Raw genomic sequence first — 23471 nt, 5'->3', positions numbered from 1 at the left:
GGTCCGACCCCGGCTCTTGGGGTAGGGTTGGGGTGGGCACACAATTAACCCAACACCTTGACGGCTGGGGTCAGACCCGACGGGTCTGACCCCGGAATTACTTGTTTGGCTGCGGCGTCAACCGGAGATATGGCTTGGCGGCCGTAAAACCCTTCGGATACTTCTGCTTGATCACCTCCGGGTCTTGCACGGTCAAGGGGATGATGACGTCGTCGCCGTCTTGCCAGTTGCCGGGCGTGGCCACCGTGTAGCCGTCCGTCAGCTGCAAGGCGTCGATGACGCGCAGGATTTCATTGAAGTTGCGGCCCGTACTGAGCGGATACGTGAGGATCAGCCGTACTTTCTTGTTCGGGTCGATGATGAAGACGGAGCGCACGGTAGCCGTGACGGACTGTTCAGGGTGAATCATGTCGTACAGCACCGACACTTTCTTGTCGACGTCGGCGATGATGGGGAAGCCCACCACCGTGTTTTGCGTCTCTTCGATATCCTTGATCCAGCTCTTGTGCGACTCGGCCGCGTCCACGGACAGGGCGATGGCCTTCACGTTGCGCTTGTCGAATTCCGGCTTGAGCTTGGCCGTCAGGCCCAGTTCCGTCGTGCACACGGGCGTAAAGTCGGCCGGGTGGGAAAACAGCACTACCCAGGAATTGCCCGCCCACTCGTGGAACCTGAGCGGGCCGATCGAGCTGTCTTGTTCAAAATCAGGGGCGACATCGCCCAGGCGTAAAGTCATCGTGATCTCCTTGAGAGGTTGTGTAGTGAAGATGTTCGTCGTATCAGGCTGCCTGACGGTGGCGTTTGTCGCTTTGCGCCAGATCAAACAGCGTTTGCAGTTGCGCCTGGCCATAAACCCAGTCGCCAAGGCGCGACTCTGCGTTGATATGGCCCAGCGCACCGCCATCAATATACTTGCAATTCCAGCGCCGCGCCCACTGCGTGGCGTGCTCGGCCGTCATCCAAGGGTCCGTCTGGCTGGCGATCAGGATGCCCGGGCAAGGCAGGCGCTTTTGCGGCAAAGCCTTGGCCACGCCGAACTTGTCCGGGTCGGCCGGCCCCACCAGCAGCACGCCGGCCACGCCGTGCGGGTCGCGCGCCAGGCTGTGCGCCGTCGTCAGGCAGCCGAAGCTGTGGGCGACGATCAGGGTCGGGCGCGCATCCTGCCGCCGCACCTGGTCCAGGCGCGCCGACCAGGTGGCCAGGTCGGGTGCGTTCCAGTCATCCTGCTCGACCCGCTCGAATTGCGGATACAGGCGCTGCCAGCGGCTCTGCCAGTGCTCGGGACCGCTGTTATGCAAGCCCGGCACGATCAGTACCCGGTAATCGGAAAAGCTGCGCAGCGCCATGATGTGTCCTTTAGTGATCGATTCCGGCAAGCGTTGCCGCCTGCCGGTGAAGATTACTTCGGCTGATAGATCTGGTCGAAGATGCCGCCGTCGGCAAAATGCGCCTTCTGTGCCGCCGTCCAGCCGCCGGCCACTTGCTCGATGGTGAACAGGTTAACCTTGGCGAATTGCGACGCGTATTTCTTCGCCGCCTTGTCCGTTGCTGGACGGTAGTAGTTCTTGGCGATGATGTCTTGCGCTTCGTCCGTGTACAGGTAGTTCAGGTAAGCCTCGGCCACCTTGCGCGTACCGTGCTTGTCGGCAAACTTGTCGACGACGGCGACGGGCGGCTCGGCCAGGATGCTGACGGACGGCGTGATGATGTCGAACTTGGTCGGACCCAGTTCCTTGACGGCCAGATACGCTTCGTTTTCCCAGGCGATCAGCACGTCGCCGATGCCCCGTTCGACGAAGGTGGTGGTGGCGCCGCGCGCGCCGGAATCGAGCACGGGCACGTTTTTATACAGTTTGCCGAGGAAATCCCTGGCCTTCGCTTCGCTGCCGCCCGGCTGGCGCAAGGCGTAACCCCACGCTGCCAGATGGTTCCAGCGGGCGCCGCCCGAGGTTTTCGGGTTCGGCGTGATGACGGATACGCCCGGCTTGATCAGGTCGTTCCAATCCTTGATGCCTTTCGGGTTACCCTTGCGCACCAGAAACACGATGGTCGAGGTGTAAGGCGAGCTGTTATGCGCCAGGCGCTTTTGCCAGTCGGCGGCCAGCAGCTTGTGCTCGGCCAGCGCATCGATGTCGTAGGCCAGGGCCAACGTGACGACGTCCGCTTCCAGGCCGTCGATGACGGCACGCGCCTGCTTGCCGGAACCGCCGTGCGATTGCTTGATCTTGACGTTGTCGCCCGTCTTGCCTTTCCATTCCTTGGCAAATGCCGTATTCACATCCTGGTACAGCTCGCGCGTCGGGTCGTATGACACGTTGAGCAGGGTGATATCGGCAGCCTGCGCCGTTTGCAGAATGGCAAACGCGCTGAGGGCGGCGGCAATGATGATTTTTTTCGACAGCATCTAAGATCCCCGTATGGTTGAACTTTCAGAACCACCAGATTACGGCGCAACGGCCGCAAAGAGAACGAAGCGTTTCGCCGTTTGATATGCGATTTTCGCATATGGACGGCGCGTAACGGGGATTTAGCGGTTAATAGAAGCGGTTGAACAGCACCACAGACCACGTGGCAAAGGCCAGGATGCAGGTCAGCAGCACGGCGGCGCTGCCGAAGTCCTTGGCGTTCTTCGACAGCAGGTGGCGTTCCAGCGAAATGCGGTCGACCACGGCTTCCAGCGCGGAATTGATCAGTTCAACGATGAGGACCAGCAGCAATACGCCGATCAGCACCAGCTTTTCAAACGCGGAGATGCGCAGCAGCAAGGCGATCACGGTGCCGACGACGAACAGGCTCAGTTCCTGGCGGAACGCGTGTTCGTGGCGCCAGGCCGCCTTCAAGCCGTCGAGCGAATAAAAAAAGGCGGAAAAAATCCGTTTCAAGCCGCTTTTGCTCTTGAATTCATTTACAGGTTGCATAGTTATCCATGATTCAAAGTCCATCCAGCCGTCAATTATGACGGCCAACATGAGAATTGTGACAATTTATTCGCTGAATATCTCGGAACATTTCACTATTTTTTCACATCATGGTATAAAGAAGCATGAATACTGCATTGCACCAAATCCATCATGAAAATTGAACCGGTCGCTGCCCCCAAGACAACGATCCAGGTCATCGAACGCATGGTCGCCCTGCTCGATGCCCTGGCCAAATATTCCGACCCGGTCAGCCTGAAGGAATTGTCCAAAGTATCGGGCCTGCATCCCTCGACGGCGCACCGCATCCTCAACGACATGGTGCTGACGCGCTTTGTCGACCGCATCGAACCGGGTACCTACCGGCTGGGCATGCGCCTGCTGGAACTGGGCAATGTGGTGAAAAGCCGCCTCAGCGTGCGCGAAGCGGCGCTGGACTTCATGCGCCAGCTGCACAAGAAAACCCAGCAAACGATCAACCTGTCCGTGCGCCAGGGCGACGAGATCGTCTACATCGACCGCGCCTTTTCCGAGCGCTCGGGCATGCAGGTGGTGCGCGCCATCGGCGGCCGCGGCCCGCTGCACCTGACTTCGACAGGTAAATTATTCCTCTCCGTCGACGAGCCGAAAGCCATCCGCGCCTACGCCACGCGCACGGGCTTGGCCGGGCACAACAAGAATTCCATCACGGATCTGCAGAAACTCGAGCGCGAGCTGAGCCTGGTGCGCGAGCGCGGCTATGCGCGCGACAATGAAGAGCTGGAACTGGGTGTGCGCTGCATGGCCGCCGGCATCCGCGACGACTCGGGCAAGCTGATCGCCGGCCTGTCGATTTCCGCCCCCGCCGACCGCCTGCAGGATGAGTGGCTGGTGGACCTGGTGGAGACGGCGAACCAGATTTCCGTCACCCTGGGTTATATCCCCCAAGACTAAAGCACTGCCGCATAAAAATGTTCAGGGCAAGGCGCACTAACGAAGACAGTACGACTAGTACGGCGAGTTAGTGCAACGCAGCCATGGACATTTTTAACCGCCAGGCAGGCTCATGTTGGCGGGTTTGAGTGCTTCGAGCCACTTGCGCATGCGTCCCGCATCGGCCGTACGCGATTGTTTCCCCTTGGAATCAAGGAAGACCATGATCACGGCCCGTCCTTCGATGACGGCCTGCATCATCAGACAACGTCCCGCCTCATTGATAAAACCCGTCTTTTGCAAGCCGATTTCCCAGCCGGGATTGGCCACCAGGTGATTCGTATTGCCAAACTGCATGGGCTGGCCGCTGGCTTCGACGATGGCTTTCGGGTCCGTCGAGTACTCGCGCAGCAGCGGATGGCGGAAGGCGGCCATGGCCAGCTTGCCCAGGTCGCGCGCGCTGGCCACGTTCATTTTCGACAAGCCGCTGGAATCGACGTAATGCGTATCCATCATGCCCAGCTGGCGCGCCTTGCTGTTCATGGCGTCGACAAACGCGGACAAGCCGCCCGGATAATTGCGGCCCAGCGCCGAGGCGGCGCGGTTTTCCGAGCTCATCAGGGCAATGTGCAGCATATTGGCGCGCGTCAATTGCGAACCCACTTTCAGGCGCGAGCTGCTGAACTTGGCGCGGTCGACGTCCTCGTCCGTGATCGTCAGCACTTCATCCATGTCCTGGCGCGCTTCGACCACCACCAGGCCTGTCATCATCTTGGTGATGGAGGCGATGGGCAGGGCCACATTCGAATTCTTTTCAAACAATACTTCCGAGTTGGCCTGGTCCAGCACCAGCGCCACGCTCGATTTCAGGTCGAGCGGATCGCGCGTCAGGTTCAGGCCCGCCAGGTCGCCCATGGTGGGCATCGGGGCGGCCATGGGCACGGCCACGCTGGTGACTTTCTGATAGATGACCTTGCGCTTGCCGCGCACCATGACGACCCGGCGCACGCTCTTTTCGCGCGGCGCGGCCGTCGCACCCTTGCGCAGCACGACTTTGACTTTCTTGGTGTTGTGTTTCTTCGCGGCTGAGGATTTGCCGTTCGCATCCCTGGCGTGCACGGCCGCAGCCGGCGCCAGTGCAAACAGCAGGGAAGCCAGGACACCCAGCGCCAGTTTAAACTTAGCCATTCGATAATTCCCCGTGAAGCTGTTGCCTTATTGCAGTGTAGCGAAATGCAGAGTAATCGCAAGCCCATTTAACAGTTGGGACAGTATTTATTGCAGCAATGAAATACAAACCGTTAGCGATCCGCAAACAAGCTCATCCTTAAGCGGCTGTTTGCCGGTGCCCATCGCTGGTAATGTCTATTTGTCCATGAATTTAACAAAGCCGGCCAGCGGTTCGCGTTCCGTGCTCAAGCGGTTCTCGATCCTGTCCGGGTCTGCATGGCCGAGGGCCATGCCGCACACCACCATTTCGCTGGCCGGTATGCCCAGCTCTTCGCGGATGATGTCATGGTAATGGATGAAGGCCGCTTGCGGGCAGGTGTCGAGCCCGCGCGCGCGCGCCGCCAGCATGATATTTTGCAAGAACATGCCGTAATCGAGCCAGGAACCCTGCTCCAGCACCCGCTCGATGGTGAAGATCAGGCCCACGGGCGCGTCGAAGAACTGGAAATTGCGTCCATGCTGGGCCGCCATGCCGGCCGTGTCGCCCCGTTCCAGGCCCAGCAGCTGGTACAGGTCCAGGCCGATCTTGCGGCGCCGCTCGATGAACGGCGCCGTCCACTGGCGCGGGTAATACGTGTACGAGGCCGTACGCGCGGGCGCATCGGGCGCCTTCGGTGCATCGTAGGCGGCGAGGATGCGGCGCGACAGGCGCAGGCGCGCTTCGCCCGACAGCACATACACTTTCCACGGCTGCATGTTGGCGCCCGAGGGCGCGCGCGCCGCCACTTCCAGGATGCGCGCGATATCGTCCTGCGCCACCGGCGTGGGCAGAAAAGCGCGGATCGAGCGGCGCGACAGGATGACGCCATCGACGGCTTGCTGCGCCGACTGTATTTCTTCAGATGCTAGCTTGCTCACTGCCCTGCTCTCCTGCTATTTCTTGACGACAAACACTACACCGACCACGGCCACCAGCATGCCGGCAATACCCAGCATATTAAAGGCTTCGCCAAACATCAGCCAGGCCATCACGGCCGTCGTGGGCGGCGTCAGGTACAGCAAGCCCGTCACTTTCGTCGCGTCGCTGCGCCGAATCAGGGCGAACAGCAGGAAGATGGCGCCGATGGACAGCACGAGTACCGACCACAGCAAGGCGCCGATAAAATTCGCCGTCCATTGCACATTGCTGAAATGCAGGTCCAAGCCTTCGTAATACAAGGCGAACGGCAACACGACCACGATGGAAGCGGCAAACTGCACCACCGTGCCGGTGCGCAAGTCGAACTGGGGACAGTGGCGTTTTTGGTACATGGTGCCGGCCGTCATCGACAGCAGCGCGAACACGCACAGCAGCACGCTTTCCACGGTCAGGCCCACGAGGTTGATCTTCGCGTAGACGACGAGGGCCACGCCCAGCAAGCCGAAGAACAGGCCCAGCCACTGGCGCGGACGCACGGATTCGCCGATCAATGGCGCGGCGCAGGCCGTCAGCACGGGCTGCATGCCGACGATCAGGGCGGACAGGCCGGCCGGCATGCCCAGCTTGATGGCGCACCAGACGCCTGCCAGGTAGCCGGCCTGCATCAAAATGCCGGCCACGGCGATCTGGCGGAACTGCCCCACGGGCCACGGCGCGCGCAACAGCAGCACCAGCGGCAGCAGGATCACCAGCACGCCCAGGAAGCGCAGCAGCAAAAAGGTCAGCGGCGGCGCATACGGCAAGCCGAACTTGGCCACGATAAAACCTGTGCTCCATAACAACACAAAGAAGGCGGGCAAGGCCATCGGCGCCGCAGTGGTCAGGAAAGTGGCTTTGCCGCTGGCGCCAGCCGCGGCGGGAAGATTGGACATGGTATCAACTCGGGAAACGGGATCGGCACCGGGGCGCTGCGCCAGTGCGGGAGGCAAAGTCTAGCATGCTGCGCCGCACCCGTCCTGAAAGGCGGGGAAATAACAGTTTAGGGTTAAACCATTAACACCCAGAAATCAAATATTTCTCTTTAGAAACAATGGTTTTTGATGCAAATCTATTCAATTGTTGCATCGCACAAGAATCGCTTGACTTCATTTTTTTTCGCCGTAGAATAGGGTTTGTTGCGTTGCACAATTCTTGTTCAGCTTGAAAAATTTAGATTCACCTGCTTTCCCAAACGGTACACGCAGCATCAAATTAACCAGATTTCGATTTTTTGGAGATTTATATGTTTTCAATTCCTGAGCAATTTTCGTCCGCTACCAAAGCCAACCTGGAAGCCCAATTCGCCCTGTTCTCGTCGCTGACGGGCAAAGCCTTCGAAGGCATCGAAAAGATCGTCGAACTGAACCTGACCGCTGCCAAGGCAACGCTGGAAGAATCGACCGCCGCCGCCAAGCAATTGCTGTCGGCAAAAGATCCACAAGAATTCTTCTCGCTGAGCGCTGCTCAAGCCCAGCCTGGCGCCGAAAAAGCCATCGCTTACGGCCGTCACCTGGCTGCCATCACGTCCGGCACGCAAGCCGAGTTCAGCAAAGCAGCTGAATCGCAAATCGCTGAAACCAACCGCAAAGTCCTGTCGCTGGTGGAAGAAGTCACCAAGAACGCGCCAGCCGGTTCGGAAAACGCCGTCGCCATCCTGAAAAGCGCCATCGGCAACGCCAATGCAGGCTACGAGCAATTCTCGAAAACCAGCAAGCAAGCCGTCGAAGCCATCGAAGCGAACCTGACCTCGGCCGTGAACCAGTTCACGCAAGCGGCCGAAAAAATCGTGCCGCGCACGGCTGCCAAGTAATTACCAAGCGGCCGCTGCGGCGGTCTGCTGTTTTACTTTAGTACCAGCTCCTCCAGGCGTCCATCCCGCACTTCCCCGACGGATGCCATTATGCCCCAGCCCAGCTGGGGCATTTTTTATGCGCTTTTACTTTCCCGCCATTACTCCCCCAGATACGCCGCCTTCACGCGCGGGTCGTCGAGCATGGCGGCCGCGTTGCCGCCCATGGTGACCAGGCCGGAATCCATCACATAGCCGCGGTGCGCCGCCTGCAGGGCCAGGCGGGCATTCTGTTCGACCAGCAGAATCGTGATGCCTTCGGACGACACCTTGCGGATCACCTCGAAGATTTTCTCGACCATGATGGGCGACAGGCCCATCGACGGCTCGTCGAGCAGCAACAGCTTCGGATGGCTCATCAGGGCGCGCGCCATGGCCAGCATCTGCTGCTCGCCGCCCGACAAGGTGCCGGCCATCTGCGCCGCCCGCTCTTTCAGGCGGGGAAACACGTCGAACCACTTGGCGATGTCATCCTCGACGCCGGCCTTGTCCGTGCGCGTGTAAGCGCCCATCATGAGGTTTTCACGGATCGACATGCGGGTAAACACGCCCCGCCCTTCCGGCACCATGGCCAGTTTCTTTTCCACCAGGTGAAACGACTTGCTCCCCTTGAGCGACTCGCCCAGGTAGCTGATCGTGCCCTCGACCTTGCAGGCCGGCAAAGTGCCCGTGATGGCTTTCAAGGTCGTCGTCTTGCCGGCGCCGTTCGCGCCGATCAGGGCGATCAGCTCGCCTTCGTTCACTTCCAGGTCGATACCCTTGACGGCCTTGATGCCGCCGTAAGCCACGTGCAGGCCCGCTACCTTCAATATGTTGCTCATGCGTGCGATCCCCCCAGGTAAGCCTCGATGACGGCCGGGTTTTGTTGTATTTCGGCCGGCAAGCCTTCCGCGATGCGCTTGCCATATTCGAGCACCGTGATGCGGTCGCACAGTCCCATCATCAGTTTCACGTCGTGCTCGATCAACAGCACGGTCTTGCCTTCCGCCTTGATTTTCACCAGCAACTCGCGCAGGGCCAGCTTTTCCGTCGCATTCATGCCGGCCGCCGGCTCGTCGAGCGCCAGCAGTTGCGGATCGGTGGCCAGCGCGCGGGCGATTTCCAGGCGCCGCTGGTCGCCGTACGACAAAAAGCGCGCCGTGCGGCTGGCGAACTGGGCGATGCCGACGAAATCGAGCAATTCCATCGCCCGCTTGCGGATCGACGCCTCTTCCTCGCGCGCCGCCTTGTGGCGGAAGATGGCGCCGAATACGCCCTGGTGCGAGCGCACGTGGCGTCCCACCATGACGTTTTCCAGCGCCGTCATGTCGCCAAACAGGCGGATGTTCTGGAAGGTCCGCGCAATGCCCGCCTTGGCCACCTTGTGCGGCGCGGACGGCGAATACGGCTTGCCGGCCAGCTCGAAAGTGCCCGTGTCGGGCTGGTACAGGCCCGTGATCACGTTAAAGAAAGTGGTCTTGCCGGCGCCGTTCGGGCCGATCAAGCCATAGATCTGGCCTTGCCGGATGGTAATACCCACGTCGGTGAGCGCCTGCAGGCCGCCGAAACGTTTATTGACGCCGGCAATATTCAAGATGATCTGTTCGCTCATGGTACTTGCCTCCTTAAGCGGACACGACGCCGGTTGATTTGTTGGGTTGATCCACATCATGGTCGGGCCGGTCTTCGTGCTTCGGCGAGGGCCACAGGCCCGCTGGACGGTTGAGCATGATCAACACCATGGCCAGGCCGTACAGCAACTGGCGCAGCACTTCCGCCTCGATCACCACGTGGCCGAACAGCGCCTGCTGGGCCGGCTCCACCACGTGGCGCAGCACTTCGGGAATGGATGCCAGGATCACGCCGCCGAGAATGACGCCGGGGATATGGCCGATGCCGCCCAGCACCACCATGGCCAGCACGGCGATCGATTCCGTCAGCGAAAACGATTCCGGCGAGACAAAGCCCTGGAACGAGGCAAACATGGCGCCGGCCACGCCGCCGAACGAGGCGCCCATGGAAAAGGCCAGCAATTTCACGTTGCGCGTGTTGATGCCCATGGCTTTCGCGGCGATCTCGTCTTCGCGGATGGCCACCCAGGCGCGGCCCAGGCGCGAATGCTGCAGGCGCTTGGTGACGAACACGACGGCGATGCACAGGAAGAGGAACAAAAAGTAATACGCATTCACGGACGGCATGGAAAAACCGGCCACCGTGACGGTGCTGTTGGTACCCGCCTCGCCCGCCAGGTTGACGCCGAAGATGCGGATGGGGTCGATCAAATTGATGCCTTGCGGGCCATTCGTGAAATTGATCGGGTCGTTCAAATTGTTCATGAAAATGCGGATGATCTCGCCAAAGCCCAGGGTCACGATGGCCAGATAGTCGCCGCGCAATTTTAATGTGGGCGCACCCAGCAGGGCGCCGAACAGGCCCGCCACCGCGGCGGCCAGGGGCACGATGATCCAGATCGACAAATGGATGCCGTTCTCGCGGATTTCCGGCCCCATCAGCTGCACCAGGGTTTCGCCCAGCACGGGATACTGGTTCACCACCGATTCGAGCAGGATGGCGAACTGGGGCGAGGCCAGCAAGGCCGTCAGGTAGGCGCCCACGGCATAGAAGGCGATGTAGCCGAGGTCGAGCAGGCCGGCGAAGCCGACGACGATGTTCAGGCCCAGGGCCAGCATGATGTACAGCAAGGCCATGTCGATGATGCGCACCCATGAATTGCCGAACTGGGCGGCAAAAAACGGGAACACCATCAGCAGCGCGGCCAGGCCCAGCATGCCGGCGTAGGCTTTGGCCGGATTCTTTTTTGCGTCGAAATCGAGTAGTGCCATGATTAATCTCCCAGTGTCACATCAGGCACGGTCGGCCACGCGTTCGCCCATGATGCCGGACGGGCGCAGGGTCAGCACGATGATCAGTACGACGAAGGCAAAGATATCCTGGTAGTGGCTGCCCAGGAAACCGCCCGTGATGTCGCCGATATAGCCGGCGCCCAGGCTCTCTATAATGCCCAGCAAGATACCGCCCAGCATGGCGCCATAGATATTGCCGATGCCGCCCAGCACGGCCGCGCAAAAGGCTTTCAGGCCGGGGATGGCCCCCATGGAGAATTGAATCGAGGCATAGTTGGCGCCCCACATCACGCCCGCCACGGCCGCCAGCGCGGCGCCGATGGCAAAGGTGGCGACGATGACCTTGTCGGAATCGACGCCCATGAGCCCGGCCACGCGGGGGTTTTCCGCCGTGGCGCGCATGGCGCGGCCCATGCGTGTTTTTTCCACCAGCAACACCAATCCGCCCATCGACAGCGCGGCCAGGGCCAGCAGCAGCACTTGCGTTTGCGAAATCACGGCGCCGCCTATGTTGATCGGGTCGGTCGACAGCAATTGCGGGAAGGGCAAGGGATTGCGCGTCCAGATCATCATGGCAAAGGTTTGCAAGAGGATGGAAACGCCGATGGCGGTAATCAGGGGGGCGAGGCGGGGGGCGTTGCGCAGGCGGCGGTAGGCGACCCGCTCGATGATGATGTTGACCAGAATACAGATGGGAATGGCGCCGAGGATGGCGGTGGCCAGTTTCAGATAGCCGGGCCAGTCGGGCACATAAATGCCCAGCAGCTTGAGGATGGTCAAGCCCACCATGGCGCCGATCATGAGCACGTCGCCGTGGGCGAAGTTGATCAGGTTCAACACGCCGTACACCATGGTGTAACCGAGGGCGACTAAGGCATACATGCTGCCCAACACCAGGCCGTTGATGATCTGCTGGATGAATGTATCCATGATTGCCCTATCAAATATGCATTTTTCGGGAACAACTTCCGCCAGAATATGCCGTTGATATAAAAACGGCACCGGAGGAAGAATTCCTGCAGTGCCATCCCTGGACCGTTCTCACCAGCATGGTGCACGCACTCAAAATGGGCGTGACCTTGCTTAGTCATAACGACAACATATTCAAGCTTGAGGCAATCATAACGATCTTTTGCAAAAACTAAGCTTGGAATAAATCGATCATTCCCGAATTAAATTCGGTTTTGAGGTAACTATTTCATCGATACTCAATCGCCCTATGGCCTCAGGCGACGTCGCGCTTGATGCCGTCGAGGCCTTTCGGCATCGGGAACGTGACGGCTTCCTGCACGCCATCGAGCGGGCGCACGCTCTTCACGCCGCACTCTTTCAGGCGGTCGATGACGGCTTGCACCAGCACCTCGGGCGCCGAGGCGCCAGCCGTCACACCCACGCGCAGCTTGCCTTCCAGCCAGGCGGGATCGATCTGCGAGGCATTGTCGACCATGTAGGCCGGCGTGCCCATCTTCTCGGCCACTTCGCGCAAGCGGTTCGAATTCGAGCTGTTCGGGCTGCCCACGACGATCACCACTTCCACTTGCGGGGCCATGAATTTCACGGCTTCCTGGCGGTTGGTGGTGGCGTAGCAAATGTCGCCTTTTTTCGGCTCGGCGATATTCGGATATTTCGCTTTCAAGGCCGCAATAATGTCGCTAGTGTCGTCAACTGACAACGTTGTTTGCGAAACATAGGCCAGGCTGTCCGGATTGGCGACCTGCAAGTTCGCCACATCGTCGAGCGTTTCCACCAGATGCATGCCCATATCGGCCTGGCCCATGGTGCCTTCCACCTCGGGATGGCCATCGTGGCCGATCATGATGATCTCGCGGCCTTCGCGGCGCATCTTGCCCACTTCCATGTGCACCTTGGTGACCAGCGGGCAAGTCGCGTCAAAAATGCTCAGGCCGCGCGATTCCGCCTCGGCGCGCACGGCTTTCGAGACGCCATGGGCGGAAAACACGAGTGTATTGCCAGCAGGCACGTCATCGAGGTCGTCGATGAAGATGGCGCCCTTGTTGCGCAAGTCGGCCACCACGTAGGCGTTGTGGACGATTTCATGGCGCACGTAGATCGGTGCGCCAAATTGCTGCAAGGCGCGTTCGACGATTTCGATCGCGCGATCGACGCCAGCGCAGAAACCGCGGGGCTGGGCCAGTAACAGTTCTTTATCCATCGCTATTCCTTACAGGACCGAAATGAGCTTGACTTCGAAACGCAGCGGCTGGCCCGCCAGCGGATGGTTGAAGTCGAACAGGGCCGAGTCCTTGCGCATTTCGCGCAGCACGCCGGCAAAACGGCCGCCGCCCGGCGCGGCGAAGTCGACCAGGTCGCCGATCTTGTAGTCGGCGCCCGGCACGGAGTTTTCGTCCAGGGTCGCGCGCGAGACGGACTGCACCAGCTCGGGATTGCGCTCGCCAAAGCCTTCGCCGGCAGCCAGCTCGAACGTCTGGTGCGTGCCTTCAGGCAAGCCCAGCAAGCGCTGCTCGAGGAACGGCGCCAGCTGGCCCTGTCCCAGCATCAAGGTCGCGGGATTGCCGCTGAAGGTCGTGACAATGTCAGTACCGTCAACAGTGGCAAGACGATAATGCAAGGTGAGGTAAGCCGCTTCGGTGACGACTGCTGGTTGCTCGTTGGACATAGTAGTTTTCAAGTAACTGGTGCAAAACGATATTGTAAGCCACCCTGAGCCAGCGCGCCCCATGCCATCTCGGCGCGGCCATGCTTTTGTCAAAAAACATGGCCGCGCAACACATCCGACGTCGGATCGGCGAATCAGACGTTGACGTACGTCAACCCACCAGGCGTGGTGGCGTGATTGCCGAAGCCGGAGCTGTCTTCCAGGTTGCCGTCGAGCTTCCAGCGCCCCACCGGCCGGTGCACGATGCCATACTGGCCATAGTCATACACTTCCTTCGGTGTCAGCACGCGGTCGTACAGGATGACGTCCGACAACTGCCACGCGGGCGCGCCCTGCTCCTGCGCATGCACGGCGCGGCCGATCACCAGCGGGGTGCCAGTGGCATTCAAGAATGGCGGCGCCATGTTTTGCAAACTCTGATACATGAGGAAATCATCCACATACAGGCTGATGCGTCCATCATGCTTCACAGTATAAGTACAGCGGAACCAGCGGTTGGGAATGTCCACCGTCAAGCCGTGCCCATTGCTGTTGGCGCCCAGGCCATTGTCGCCAACGCCATTGAATAAATACAGGAACGTCTTGATATCCTGCGTCAGCAGCGCCCATCCTTTCTTGTTCGCCTGATGCGCTACCAAAGCCTGCGCCAGAGCAACGGTCGAGGAGAAAGCCTGCTGCCGGATGCAATACGACAGCGAAAAATCCGCGCTCTCGTAGCGCGCGGACGACGGTACGGTCAACATCAGGCCAGGCTGGAATTGCAAGGTTTTCGTCACGCCGAAGCAAGGCGTAGGCGGCGCCGGACGCATGGCATCTTCGCCGCGCAAGGCGTTCCATACAGCTTTGCGTTTGTTGCTGAACGCCGGCGTCTCCACCAGGTTCAGACCTTTGTCTTCCATCGACTTGCCCCCATTCCAGTCCCAATAGCACGCCAGTTGCACGCCCGTACGGCGTATGGCGCTCAGCAACGCGTGCAAGTTGTCTTGCCGCTCGGTATCTTGCAATGCCAGCTCTTGCTTTTTCGACAGGCAAAAGCTGCCAAGGTAATACGGTTTGCCCAAGTTCTTGGCCGCGCGCTGCATCACTTGCAGATAAGCGAGCGAAGACGAAACGAAATCGGATGGCAAATCCGCACTGTCAGTCAGGCCGCTGCTGACATATTCGTTACCCGGGAACAGGTTTTCGCAAAGACAGTCGACCGGATCCGGATTCAGGAATGGCAGGGTTTCCGAGACGTATTGCTGCAAGGAGCCTTGACGGGGCGAAGTATGGGCAATGCCCGCATTGCCGGACGAAATCATCCGCGCCAGTGCATCATTGTCGCGCAGCAATTGCGCCGTCTCCTGGATGATTTCACGGGCGGCATTCAAGTCAATCTCGGTCACGGCCATCAGTTCCTGCGCAGCCATCCAGGCGGCAATGCCGGGGTGGTTGCTGTAGTGCTGTGCGAAAGCCTGGGCAAAGGCACGCATGTAGCGGCGTGTCTTCGATTGCGGATTGACCAGTGCGACCCGCGCGACTGCGGCCAGTTCGTCTTTTGTGGCGCCCTCAGGGCCTGCTTCGCCCACCAATTGCGGCACGGCGTAGGGATTCCAGAATGGGCAGGCGATGATGCCGATGCCATTGGCCAGCGCGCAATCGAGCAGCGCAGTGACAGCGCTCCAGTACGATGCATTGATATTCATATCGATTAGCGTATTGTCGGGGGCGAACTTTGGCTCGCCCACAACATAGCCCCAGTTCCAACTGCCAGCCTTGCCATTGAAAGGCGCCAGCATGACCTGGATGTACTTGAAGCCGTTGGCCGCAAGATACGGCAAATCGGTGGTGTAATCGGGATTCTTCGGGTCCGGAACGAGCGGTGCGGTCACACTCCAGCTACGGTGTTCCAGATACGCGTGCGAATTGAGGCCGATGCCGCTGACCTTGCCCGTGTTGACGCCAGCGGCGTTGAACTCTTGCATGACTCCATTGATAACTTTGATGTATGGCATGACGACTCCTGTAGAACACGTGGAAGACATTGAGTTCAGGGCCCTGACTCCCCGTCGCTGCAACTTGCATGGAATGCAACGACAGGCAAATGATAGCGCCTGAAAATGGCCGGGCCGGGCATCTTGGTTTTTGTTTTTTTACTATGAATTGACAGGAAGACGAGCTAGCGCAGCATGGCCGCCCGGGGAAGGCGCGACAATCGTCGGCAGGCGCCACGACGAGCTGGGCGCGAACGGGAGGCATGATGGGCATCAAGGATTGGCCGGCCGGCGAACGGCCGCGCGAACGCCTGATCGAGGATGGCGCGCAGTCGCTGTCGGACGCGGAATTGCTGGCCGTGTTCCTGCGCACGGGCGTGCGCGGCAAGAGCGCCGTGGAGCTGGCGCGCGACACGGTCGAGCACTTCGGCTCCCTGCGGGGCCTGTTTGGCGCCAGCCTCGTGAGTTTTTCCGCCGTGCACGGCATGGGCAGCGCCAAGTTTGCCCAACTGCAAGCCGTGCTGGAACTGGCGCGGCGCGCCATCATCGAGGACTTGCAGGCGGGGCAAGCCCTCAATTCGCCGCATGCGGTGAAAGACTATCTGCGCCTGACCCTGGGCCACCTGGCGCATGAAGCATTCCACGTGTTGTTTCTGGACGTCAAAAACCGCCTGATCACGACCCAGGAAATGTTTCGCGGCACCCTCACCCACACCAGCGTGTATCCGCGCGAAGTGGTGAAACAGGCGCTGCTGCACAACGCGGCCAGCGTCATGCTGGCGCACAACCACCCGTCCGGCTCGCCGGAACCGAGCGAATCGGATTTATTGCTGACGCGCGCGCTGGTACAAGCATTGTCGCTGGTGGACGTGCGCATCCTCGACCATTTCGTCGTGGCCGGGCGGCAAGTGCATTCGTTTGCGGAACATAGCCAGATCTAGGCCGGCGCCAGGCGATTCACAGTTAACCATGTGTAAACAAGGACATACGTGACAGCAGCGGGACGCTTATCTAACAGTAAACAGCGCTGTTTACCAGTGCTTTCCCCTATGACGAAGGGGAAACGTCAAATTGTTAAATTATTTCAATACAACATGACACAATTGTTTTTCGCAAGTCATTGATAAATCGGCTTATTTTGGATATACTCTCGTTTTTCCAATTTGGAATATCTTTAAGGAGTGCGCCATGGCACGTGTTTGCCAAGTCACTGGGAAGAAGCCGATGGTCGGCAACAATGTTTCCCATGCAAACAACAAAACCAAACGTCGTTTTTTGCCTAACTTGCAGAATCGTCGTATTTTTGTTGAATCTGAAAACCGCTGGGTCTCCCTGCGTTTGTCCAACGCCGGTCTGCGCGTCATCGATAAAGTCGGCATCGACGCCGTATTGGTCGATATGCGCGCTCGTGGCGAAAAAGTCTAATTAGCAGAATAAGGGAGCTATCATGGCAAAATCAGGCCGCGACAAAATCAAGTTAGAATCGACCGCCGGTACGGGTCACTTCTACACGACCACCAAAAACAAGCGTACGACGCCTGCGAAAATGGAGATCATGAAATTCGATCCTAAAGCACGCAAGCACGTAACGTACAAAGAAACCAAAATCAAGTAATTGATATTGTGTTCTCTGATGAAAAAGCCGCTCCGATGAGCGGTTTTTTTATGGACGCTGCGCGCATGAAGCGATGCCGGAAAAGTGCCGCAGCACTCCTCCGGCCTCTTTTTAGCGTATCTTAGTGCCCAAGTTGTAACCGATATACATGAATTTATCCGAACTGAAGCCGACCGGTAACAGGCCAGGCCGCAGAATGGTGTTCATGTAGCGCGATGTTCCTGATGCCGACATGTACGCATAACCATCGAAATCCGGACCGATATCCGTTTCATTACAAAGACTGGGGTTCCACGACGGCCCATAAAACGTCAGCTTCAGGCGGAACAGATTGGCTTTGGATCCAGGCATGGCGGCGGCAATGCTGCCGCGCAGCTTGCAGCCTCTCTCCGTTGTTCCGCTGATGGCACCACTCGGGGAAATATACGTCGCCCCCGCTCCCACATAGGTGCCACTGATATCCTCCAGGCTGAGCGCCAGGGCATTGTCCACAGCGTAGGAATCAAAAGATAAGGTAATCGGTTTTCCGCCGGCCACGGCCAAAGTGCCGATGATGCGCTCGCCGGGAACAATTGTGCCGCTTGCCTGCACTTGGTCGATGCTCTTCGATCCATACATCTTGCCATCGGCGTTCAGTACCCAGGCATTCCCATTGCGGACAAAGCCGCCGAACACACGAGCAGACCCCGAGTCGGGCGATGGAGACGCACTCACCTGCCAAGCCGTTTCCCCATTCGGAAGAACCAGCGCGAACTCGGGAAATACCTGCTGGGTCGGGCGTCGCCAGATTCCCGCCATCGCGTCTTTACTGGCGGCGATGGAACCGGCCTCCGGATTGCTGAGTGTGGGCGATACCTGCCGCTCCTCTCCCGCATAGCGCGTAGCGGTCCAGCTGCCTTGCGCGGCGCTGTTCGCAATGCTCCAGGTACCGCCCCCGGTGCCATCGGCTTTTAACACACCATAAAAGATGGCGGCCACTTGCGTGCTGTCGGGCGCTTGCGGATTGATTCGCATATTGAGCGTCACCCGCCCATCATTTTCCACCCGCCCACTCAGGAAAAAGTCTCCCATCAGCTTGTCTCGGGACGTGCATAAGCCCGGCGTATAACTGCTGCCATAACGCGATACCGAGAAGACATCGCAGTAGCCTGAATTCGTCCCCGTGTAGTCGATTTTCCAATACTCTTGAGAGGAAAGAGTGGGTCCGGCAGACGGGATGAGATCAGGCGTAGTCAGGAACGGTACATCCTGCGCGACGATCACATCGGTGTAGGCATAACTGGTAGACACCTTGCTGTCGTCGCTGACACCCACGCTGACCATGTAGCGACCTGGCCTGTCCACCTGAAACGTGGCATGGGCAGTATCAGCATGACGCAATTGCGCTGTACTGGCCAACGGCTTGGTCATTATTTTCCAGGCATAGCTCAGCTTCCCTGCAACAGGCCCGACGCTGGCACTGGCATCAAGCGTGACCGTGGTACCGATAGCGACGCGCTGTTCGGGGCCTGCTACGGCATCAGGAAAGGTTTTCATGCTCTCGATCAGCTTCTTCATTTCAGTCATCGTCTGCTTGCCTGCCAAGGCAGAGTTAATCAGATGCAACTGATCCTGGTTGAAGCGTGCGGACAACTGATCAAGCGCCTTGTCATGTTCGTCGCCAGCACGCATATCGGCTGGCGAGGCGGCCCTCAGAGGCGAGCCAATGAAGTCCTTCAGGAAGCCGAGATACAGTGTCGACTCCAATACACTGCTCACATCCGTGTGCGCATGCACCAGCGCCGCAGCAGTCACGGACTTTGACAACAGTGCCGCATCGAAATTGGCAAATACGGCGCCAGCAGCACCGCCCAGGACGCGCGCGCTGATCATGGAGGTCAGCGGCGTGATATTGGCCACGGCTTGGCTGCCTTCCCCCGCCACGACCGTATGCAGCAGTGAGCCATCGGATGGATTAGTAATTTGCAGGATACAAGGCAATTTCCCATCAGGAATAGCCATCTTGTATGTGCCGTCCTCGGCGGTCGCTGCGGATGCCGCGCCTACCTGACATTTGCCGTGAAGTACAACTCCCCCCATGGCCTTGCCCGTCGCCGCAGTGCCGCTCACGACCAAATTGACCTTTTCAATCGGATCGGGCTTGACTGGCTCCAGCGTGGGCGCAGGCGCCGAGGATCCACCGCCACAAGCTGAAAGTGCCGCAATCACACCAGCAAACGTTACATGTCTTGCAAACTTTGACATCACTACATCCCTTCCAATTGAATAAACTGCAATGGAAAGGATTTTACATTATTGTCATTTACATCAAATGATTACTGAACAAAAAAGCCGGATCCTTTCCAGAATCCGGCTTTGGGCGGTTGCATACAGGAAACCATTCAATGCACAGGGCTTGACGCGCAGTGCCAGCCTAGCGCGATACCACCACGAAAGACTCAGGCATAGCTGCGCAGGCGCAAGGAGAAATCCTGCAGCGACTGGATGCCCGACGCTTCGGCGCGCGTGCACCAGTCTTGCAGCTTTTGCAGCAATTGCTCGCGCGTAAAGTGCGAACGCTCCCAGATGGCGCCCAGCTCCACGCGCATGTGGTGCATGGTTTCCAGCGCCTTGCTGTGCTGGAACAATTCCGACAGCTGCTCGTGGTGCGCGTCGGCCAGCTTGCCCGGCTCGCGCTGCATCAGCTTGCGCGACGATTTCAGGAAGCGCTTTTCCAGTTCCGCCTTGTGCTTCAGGTGCTCCAGCTCTTCCTTCCAGGCATGCTTGATCGATTTCGCATACTTGGCCATCACGTCGTAGCGGTTGGCGATGACGGACTGCAAGGTTTCGAAGTCCGCTTCCAGCTTGCCGTGCGAGAACTTCGGCGCCGGCGCCAGTTTTTTCACCTTGGCCAGGCCCAGCATTTCCAGCGCGCGGATATACGCCCAGCCGATATCGATTTCATACCATTTCGACGACAGCTTGGCCGACGTGGCATACGTATGGTGGTTGTTGTGCAATTCTTCGCCGCCGATCAGGATGCCGAAGGGAATGATGTTGGTGGCCGCGTCGGCGCAGTCGTAATTGCGGTAGCCCCAGTAGTGGCCGATGCCGTTGATGATGCCGGCCGCCGTGATCGGGATCCACATCATTTGCACGGCCCACACGGAAATGCCGATCACGCCGAACAACACGAAATTGATGACGAACAGCGAGACCACGCCCAGCCAGCTGTACTTGGTGTACAGGTTGCGCTCGATCCAGTCCGTCGGCGTGCCGTGGCCATATTTCGCCATGGTTTCCATGTTCTTCGATTCAGCGCGGTACAGCTCGGCGCCTTCCCAGAACACTTTCTTGATGCCGCGCGTCACGGGGCTGTGCGGATCTTCTTCCGTATCGCACTTGGCGTGGTGCTTGCGGTGGATGGCCGCCCATTCCTTGGTGACCTGGCCCGTCGTCAGCCACAGCCAGAAACGGAAGAAATGGCTGGGGATAGCGTGCAATTCCAGCGCCCGGTGGGCCTGGTGGCGGTGCAGGTAAATCGTGACGCTGGCGATCGTGATGTGCGTGACCACCATGGTGTACAGGAAAACTTGCCATGCGGACAGATCGGTAATGCCAGTGGCCATGAACTGCAAAACGTCGTGTAAAACGGAACTCAATGTCATTACTACTACTCCAAGTGGACAGGGCGTGCGCACGGTCGCTCCAGTGACTCTGGAGGTCCGGCAGAGTTAATTTTAGGCGTGATTGTACGCCCTAATGGGTACTATCAGGCAAAAACGGAGGCAGGCAGCGAGGTTAAGGCTGGGTGCCGGATGGCGGGGACTCACCGTCTGCCGCGCTGGCGAGCGGGGCAGGAGGCGTACCAACAATACGCAATTCGCGTTGCGGAAACGGTACAGTAACCTTATGTTCCTGCAAGGTGCGCCAGATGGCGCGGTTCACATTCGACTTCACGCCGCCCGTGCCGTTTTCCGGATCCGCGATCCAGAAGCCGATCTGCACATCAAGGCCGTCGGCGCCGAAACGCACGAGGGTGGCCGATGGCGGATTGCTTTGCGACACACGCGGCACCTTGGCCGTCGCCGCTTCCAGCAAGGGGAAGATGACATCGAGATCCGTTTCATAGCCCACCGACACGGCCGTCGACAGCCAGACCATGCGGTTGCTCAGCGACATGTTTTGCACGCCGCCGGAAATCAGCATTTCATTCGGCACGATGGATTCCACGCCATCGCCGCCCAGTAACACAGTATAGCGCGTATTGATCTGCGTGACTTTGCCCGTAAATTGACCCACCGTAATCATGTCGCCGATGGTCAGACTGCGGTCGAGCAGGATGATGAAACCGGACACAAAGTTCGCGGCGATCTTTTGCAAGCCGAAACCCAGCGCCACGCCGAAGGCGCCGCCGAACACGGACAGCACCGTCAGGTCGATGCCCACCAGCGACAGGCTGACCAGCACGGACACGAGGATCAGCACGGCGCGGCCCATGCGCGACAGCACCACGCGCAGGGAGGTGTGCAAGCCCTGCATTTTCATCAGGCGCTCGTCGAGCGAAGTGCCGGCCCACATGGCCAGCACCAGCAGCACGGCGACGGAAATAGCGGCTTGCAAGATGGCAGCCACTGACACCTTGTTGCGTCCCAGCGGCACGACGATGCTTTCCAGGAAGGTATGCAATTCCGGCCACAGGCCCGTGATGTACAGGGCCATGCCGGCCCACACCACCACCGTGAAAATCTTTTCCAGCAGCAACATGGTGGGGCTGATGTCGCCATGGCGGGCAAAAATACGGCGCAGCACATAGAAGCCGAAGCGTACCAGCGCCATCGACGTGCACAGGGGGATGGCGATGCTGAGCAGGTTCACGGACTGGAACTTGGCCAGGAAGTGTTGCGCAATGCCCAGCAGCATGGCCGCCAGCACGGGCGTCAAAATGCGGATGAAACTGTCCGTGCGCTGCAGGGTTTCCGGCGTGGCGGGCGTGGCCGCCGCTTCCGCCCGCTTGTGCAGGAATACGCGCAACTGCCGCACCAGCAGCCAGCTCAACGCCAGGCAGGCAACGATGACCAGCGCCTGCCACAGGATGGCCGGTTGGCGGAAATCGTCGACAAAATCAGTGATCAGGTTCAGCAGCGGGGTTTCATTCATGGCGGATGCGGTCCGGAAGGTGGGACGAAGGTGGTACGGATGGGCAGTGATCCCATGCCGCCAGGCGGGCTGGCGGCATTGAAGGCCGCCGCTGCAAGGCGCAGCGGCGGCCCGTGACAGGCTTACTCGGCTGGTTCAGCGTCAACGTCGTCGGCCGGTTTTTCATCGGCGTAGACTTTTTTCGGCATGACCTTGCGTTCGAACACGGCGGCGAAGAAGCCGTCGGTCTGGTGCAGGTGCGGCAACAATTTCAGATAGTCGCCCATTTCCAGCTCGATCTTCTGTTCGGCCAGTACCTTGCTCATCGGCACCAGGGTGAAGTCCGGATGGGCCGCCAGGAATTGCTCGGCGATAAAATCGTTTTCTTCGTTCAGGAAGCTGCAGGTGGCGTACACCAGGCGGCCGCCGCCCTTGACCAGGCGCGCCGCGCCGGCCAGGATGGCTGCCTGCTTGGCTTGCAGCTCGACGATGGAGTTCGGCTGCTGGCGCCATTTGACGTCCGGATTCCGGCGCAGGGTGCCCAGGCCGCTGCACGGGGCATCGACCAGCACGCGGTCGATCTTGCCGGCCAGGCGCTTGATCTTGGCATCGCGCTCATGCGCGATCTGCACCGGATGCACGTTCGACAGGCCGCTGCGGGCCATGCGCGGCTTGAGCTTGGCCAGACGCTTTTCCGACACGTCGAACGCGTACAAGCGGCCCGTGTTGCGCATCAACGCGCCCAGAGCCAGGGTCTTGCCGCCCGCGCCGGCACAGAAATCGACCACCATCTCGCCGCGCTTGGCGCCGACGATCTGCGACAGGATCTGGCTGCCCTCATCCTGCACTTCGATGGCGCCGCTCTGGAACAATGGCAGGTTTTGCAACGAAGGCTTCTTGATCACGCGCAAACCCAGCGGCGCAAACGGCGTCGGCGTGCTGAGGATAGGCGCTTCGGCCAGGGCCAGCATCACGTCTTCGCGCGTGGCCTTGAGCGAGTTGACGCGCAAGTCCAGCGGCGCCGGCGCGTTCAGCGCATCGGCCAGCTTCATGGTTTCCGCTTCGCCGAACTGGGCGATCAGCTTGTCGAACAGCCAGGTCGGCATGTTGGCGCGCATGTTCGCCGGCATCAGGCTGCGGTCGATCTGCGTGATGCGTTCCAGCCATTCCACTTCTTCTTCCGTCAGGCCGCCCAGCGAGTCGGCGCCCACGGCTTCGGCCAGGCCGAGGATGGTCAAACGGCGCATGGTCGGGCCGCTGCCCGCTTCGGCGAAGTCCGTGAAGAACGATTTGTTGCGCAGCACGGCATAAATGCCTTCGGCAATGGCGCCGCGTTCGCGCGAACCGAGGCGCGGATGGTCGCGGAAATAGCGCGACAGGGTGGTGTCGGCCGGGGCCGTGAAACGTAAAATTTCGCGCAATACTTCTTCAGCATTGGCAAGTATCGCTGGTGGCAATCTCATTGTTATTCTTCCTG

The 23471-nt window shown here is 59.5% G+C and carries 23 protein-coding genes; 5 read left to right on the top strand and 18 right to left on the bottom strand.

Annotation, left to right across the window (positions count from 1 at the left end):
- Nucleotides 1–97 precede the first annotated feature (97 nt).
- The 4 genes from AC07X6_RS24275 to AC07X6_RS24260 form a co-directional block, all read right to left on the bottom strand.
- Nucleotides 98–736 (bottom strand): peroxiredoxin, encoded by a 639-nt coding sequence (locus AC07X6_RS24275; protein WP_230539752.1) that lies wholly within the window; start codon nt 734–736, stop codon nt 98–100.
- Between the two features lie 43 nt (nt 737–779).
- Nucleotides 780–1346: an RBBP9/YdeN family alpha/beta hydrolase gene (locus tag AC07X6_RS24270; RefSeq protein WP_230539753.1), complete on the bottom strand. Its 567-nt coding sequence runs from the start codon at nt 1344–1346 to the stop codon at nt 780–782.
- Between the two features lie 53 nt (nt 1347–1399).
- Nucleotides 1400–2404: a sulfate ABC transporter substrate-binding protein gene (locus AC07X6_RS24265; protein WP_494792645.1), complete on the bottom strand. Its 1005-nt coding sequence runs from the start codon at nt 2402–2404 to the stop codon at nt 1400–1402.
- Between the two features lie 130 nt (nt 2405–2534).
- Nucleotides 2535–2918, bottom strand: a complete 384-nt coding sequence (locus AC07X6_RS24260) for a diacylglycerol kinase (RefSeq protein WP_494792644.1) — start codon at nt 2916–2918, stop codon at nt 2535–2537.
- A 153-nt stretch (nt 2919–3071) separates the two neighbouring features.
- On the opposite strand from AC07X6_RS24260, the gene AC07X6_RS24255 reads away from it, so the two are divergent.
- Nucleotides 3072–3851: an IclR family transcriptional regulator gene (locus tag AC07X6_RS24255; RefSeq protein WP_034785179.1), complete on the top strand. Its 780-nt coding sequence runs from the start codon at nt 3072–3074 to the stop codon at nt 3849–3851.
- Between the two features lie 93 nt (nt 3852–3944).
- On the opposite strand, the gene pbpG is transcribed toward AC07X6_RS24255, so the two are convergent.
- The 3 genes from pbpG to AC07X6_RS24240 form a co-directional block, all read right to left on the bottom strand.
- The gene (pbpG, locus tag AC07X6_RS24250) at nt 3945–5018 is read right to left on the bottom strand and encodes a D-alanyl-D-alanine endopeptidase (RefSeq protein WP_494792643.1); all 1074 of its coding nucleotides are present in this window, start codon (nt 5016–5018) and stop codon (nt 3945–3947) included.
- 177 nt (nt 5019–5195) lie between these two features.
- On the bottom strand, nt 5196–5918 hold the full coding sequence (locus AC07X6_RS24245; protein ID WP_494792642.1) for a nitroreductase: 723 nt from the start codon (nt 5916–5918) through the stop codon (nt 5196–5198).
- Between the two features lie 15 nt (nt 5919–5933).
- Nucleotides 5934–6851: a DMT family transporter gene (locus AC07X6_RS24240; RefSeq protein ID WP_474292520.1), complete on the bottom strand. Its 918-nt coding sequence runs from the start codon at nt 6849–6851 to the stop codon at nt 5934–5936.
- 350 nt (nt 6852–7201) lie between these two features.
- On the opposite strand from AC07X6_RS24240, the gene AC07X6_RS24235 reads away from it, so the two are divergent.
- The gene (locus tag AC07X6_RS24235; RefSeq protein WP_230539759.1) at nt 7202–7768 is read left to right on the top strand and encodes a phasin family protein; all 567 of its coding nucleotides are present in this window, start codon (nt 7202–7204) and stop codon (nt 7766–7768) included.
- Nucleotides 7769–7908: 140 nt separating this feature from the next.
- Here the strand turns inward: AC07X6_RS24235 and AC07X6_RS24230 are convergent, their stop codons facing one another.
- From AC07X6_RS24230 to AC07X6_RS24200, 7 genes are all read right to left on the bottom strand, one after another.
- Nucleotides 7909–8628, bottom strand: a complete 720-nt coding sequence (locus AC07X6_RS24230) for an ABC transporter ATP-binding protein (protein WP_230539760.1) — start codon at nt 8626–8628, stop codon at nt 7909–7911.
- On the bottom strand, nt 8625–9398 hold the full coding sequence (locus AC07X6_RS24225; protein ID WP_034747484.1) for an ABC transporter ATP-binding protein: 774 nt from the start codon (nt 9396–9398) through the stop codon (nt 8625–8627). The genes AC07X6_RS24230 and AC07X6_RS24225 overlap by 4 nt, the downstream gene beginning before the upstream one ends.
- 13 nt (nt 9399–9411) lie before the next feature.
- Nucleotides 9412–10629 (bottom strand): ABC transporter permease subunit, encoded by a 1218-nt coding sequence (locus AC07X6_RS24220; RefSeq protein WP_215406554.1) that lies wholly within the window; start codon nt 10627–10629, stop codon nt 9412–9414.
- A gap of 21 nt (nt 10630–10650) precedes the next feature.
- Nucleotides 10651–11580 (bottom strand): branched-chain amino acid ABC transporter permease, encoded by a 930-nt coding sequence (locus AC07X6_RS24215; RefSeq protein WP_034747477.1) that lies wholly within the window; start codon nt 11578–11580, stop codon nt 10651–10653.
- Between the two features lie 295 nt (nt 11581–11875).
- Nucleotides 11876–12823: a 4-hydroxy-3-methylbut-2-enyl diphosphate reductase gene (gene ispH, locus AC07X6_RS24210; RefSeq protein WP_092711203.1), complete on the bottom strand. Its 948-nt coding sequence runs from the start codon at nt 12821–12823 to the stop codon at nt 11876–11878.
- Between the two features lie 9 nt (nt 12824–12832).
- On the bottom strand, nt 12833–13288 hold the full coding sequence (locus AC07X6_RS24205) for an FKBP-type peptidyl-prolyl cis-trans isomerase (RefSeq protein ID WP_494792641.1): 456 nt from the start codon (nt 13286–13288) through the stop codon (nt 12833–12835).
- Nucleotides 13289–13422: 134 nt separating this feature from the next.
- Entirely contained in the window at nt 13423–15282 is a 1860-nt protein-coding gene (locus AC07X6_RS24200) for a LamG-like jellyroll fold domain-containing protein (protein WP_494792640.1), read from the bottom strand.
- Nucleotides 15283–15527: 245 nt separating this feature from the next.
- On the opposite strand from AC07X6_RS24200, the gene radC reads away from it, so the two are divergent.
- From radC to rpmG, 3 genes are all read left to right on the top strand, one after another.
- The gene (gene radC / locus AC07X6_RS24195) at nt 15528–16202 is read left to right on the top strand and encodes a RadC family protein (RefSeq protein WP_494792646.1); all 675 of its coding nucleotides are present in this window, start codon (nt 15528–15530) and stop codon (nt 16200–16202) included.
- A 247-nt stretch (nt 16203–16449) separates the two neighbouring features.
- Nucleotides 16450–16686 carry a 50S ribosomal protein L28 gene (gene rpmB, locus AC07X6_RS24190; protein ID WP_010400928.1) on the top strand — a complete coding sequence of 79 codons (237 nt, stop codon included), beginning with the start codon at nt 16450–16452 and terminating at the stop codon, nt 16684–16686.
- A 22-nt stretch (nt 16687–16708) separates the two neighbouring features.
- Nucleotides 16709–16876 (top strand): 50S ribosomal protein L33, encoded by a 168-nt coding sequence (rpmG, locus tag AC07X6_RS24185; protein ID WP_010400929.1) that lies wholly within the window; start codon nt 16709–16711, stop codon nt 16874–16876.
- A 111-nt stretch (nt 16877–16987) separates the two neighbouring features.
- Here rpmG and AC07X6_RS24180 read toward each other — a convergent pair whose 3' ends face one another.
- The 4 genes from AC07X6_RS24180 to AC07X6_RS24165 all read right to left on the bottom strand — a co-directional run bounded on the left by AC07X6_RS24180 (nt 16988) and on the right by AC07X6_RS24165 (nt 23457).
- Nucleotides 16988–19120: a PKD domain-containing protein gene (locus AC07X6_RS24180; RefSeq protein ID WP_494792639.1), complete on the bottom strand. Its 2133-nt coding sequence runs from the start codon at nt 19118–19120 to the stop codon at nt 16988–16990.
- A 194-nt stretch (nt 19121–19314) separates the two neighbouring features.
- Nucleotides 19315–20523, bottom strand: a complete 1209-nt coding sequence (locus AC07X6_RS24175; protein WP_494792638.1) for a DesA family fatty acid desaturase — start codon at nt 20521–20523, stop codon at nt 19315–19317.
- A 133-nt stretch (nt 20524–20656) separates the two neighbouring features.
- A complete protein-coding gene (locus AC07X6_RS24170) occupies nt 20657–22015 on the bottom strand; it encodes a mechanosensitive ion channel family protein (RefSeq protein WP_230539764.1) in 1359 nt (452 codons plus the stop codon).
- Nucleotides 22016–22137: 122 nt separating this feature from the next.
- On the bottom strand, nt 22138–23457 hold the full coding sequence (locus AC07X6_RS24165) for an RsmB/NOP family class I SAM-dependent RNA methyltransferase (protein ID WP_494792637.1): 1320 nt from the start codon (nt 23455–23457) through the stop codon (nt 22138–22140).
- Between the last annotated feature and the right edge of the window lie 14 nt (nt 23458–23471).

The sequence above is a fragment of the Janthinobacterium sp. GW460-12-1-14-LB5 genome (genome assembly GCF_059423585.1).
This window is presented reverse-complemented; position numbering and strand designations above follow the sequence as displayed.

Bases quoted from the DNA above. Each gene is read 5' to 3' on its own strand.
- AC07X6_RS24230 (WP_230539760.1), bottom strand. From the start codon at position 8,628: ATGAGCAACATATTGAAGGTAGCGGGCCTGCACGTGGCTTACGGCGGC.
- AC07X6_RS24170 (WP_230539764.1), bottom strand. From the start codon at position 22,015: ATGAATGAAACCCCGCTGCTGAACCTGATCACTGATTTTGTCGACGAT.
- AC07X6_RS24225 (WP_034747484.1), bottom strand. From the start codon at position 9,398: ATGAGCGAACAGATCATCTTGAATATTGCCGGCGTCAATAAACGTTTC.
- AC07X6_RS24165 (WP_494792637.1), bottom strand. From the start codon at position 23,457: ATGAGATTGCCACCAGCGATACTTGCCAATGCTGAAGAAGTATTGCGC.
- AC07X6_RS24175 (WP_494792638.1), bottom strand. From the start codon at position 20,523: ATGACATTGAGTTCCGTTTTACACGACGTTTTGCAGTTCATGGCCACT.
- AC07X6_RS24275 (WP_230539752.1), bottom strand. From the start codon at position 736: ATGACTTTACGCCTGGGCGATGTCGCCCCTGATTTTGAACAAGACAGC.
- AC07X6_RS24270 (WP_230539753.1), bottom strand. From the start codon at position 1,346: ATGGCGCTGCGCAGCTTTTCCGATTACCGGGTACTGATCGTGCCGGGC.
- radC (WP_494792646.1), top strand. From the start codon at position 15,528: ATGGGCATCAAGGATTGGCCGGCCGGCGAACGGCCGCGCGAACGCCTG.
- AC07X6_RS24205 (WP_494792641.1), bottom strand. From the start codon at position 13,288: ATGTCCAACGAGCAACCAGCAGTCGTCACCGAAGCGGCTTACCTCACC.
- pbpG (WP_494792643.1), bottom strand. From the start codon at position 5,018: ATGGCTAAGTTTAAACTGGCGCTGGGTGTCCTGGCTTCCCTGCTGTTT.
- AC07X6_RS24265 (WP_494792645.1), bottom strand. From the start codon at position 2,404: ATGCTGTCGAAAAAAATCATCATTGCCGCCGCCCTCAGCGCGTTTGCC.
- rpmB (WP_010400928.1), top strand. From the start codon at position 16,450: ATGGCACGTGTTTGCCAAGTCACTGGGAAGAAGCCGATGGTCGGCAAC.
- AC07X6_RS24240 (WP_474292520.1), bottom strand. From the start codon at position 6,851: ATGTCCAATCTTCCCGCCGCGGCTGGCGCCAGCGGCAAAGCCACTTTC.
- AC07X6_RS24215 (WP_034747477.1), bottom strand. From the start codon at position 11,580: ATGGATACATTCATCCAGCAGATCATCAACGGCCTGGTGTTGGGCAGC.
- AC07X6_RS24235 (WP_230539759.1), top strand. From the start codon at position 7,202: ATGTTTTCAATTCCTGAGCAATTTTCGTCCGCTACCAAAGCCAACCTG.
- AC07X6_RS24180 (WP_494792639.1), bottom strand. From the start codon at position 19,120: ATGTCAAAGTTTGCAAGACATGTAACGTTTGCTGGTGTGATTGCGGCA.
- AC07X6_RS24220 (WP_215406554.1), bottom strand. From the start codon at position 10,629: ATGGCACTACTCGATTTCGACGCAAAAAAGAATCCGGCCAAAGCCTAC.
- AC07X6_RS24260 (WP_494792644.1), bottom strand. From the start codon at position 2,918: ATGCAACCTGTAAATGAATTCAAGAGCAAAAGCGGCTTGAAACGGATT.
- AC07X6_RS24200 (WP_494792640.1), bottom strand. From the start codon at position 15,282: ATGCCATACATCAAAGTTATCAATGGAGTCATGCAAGAGTTCAACGCC.
- AC07X6_RS24255 (WP_034785179.1), top strand. From the start codon at position 3,072: ATGAAAATTGAACCGGTCGCTGCCCCCAAGACAACGATCCAGGTCATC.
- ispH (WP_092711203.1), bottom strand. From the start codon at position 12,823: ATGGATAAAGAACTGTTACTGGCCCAGCCCCGCGGTTTCTGCGCTGGC.
- rpmG (WP_010400929.1), top strand. From the start codon at position 16,709: ATGGCAAAATCAGGCCGCGACAAAATCAAGTTAGAATCGACCGCCGGT.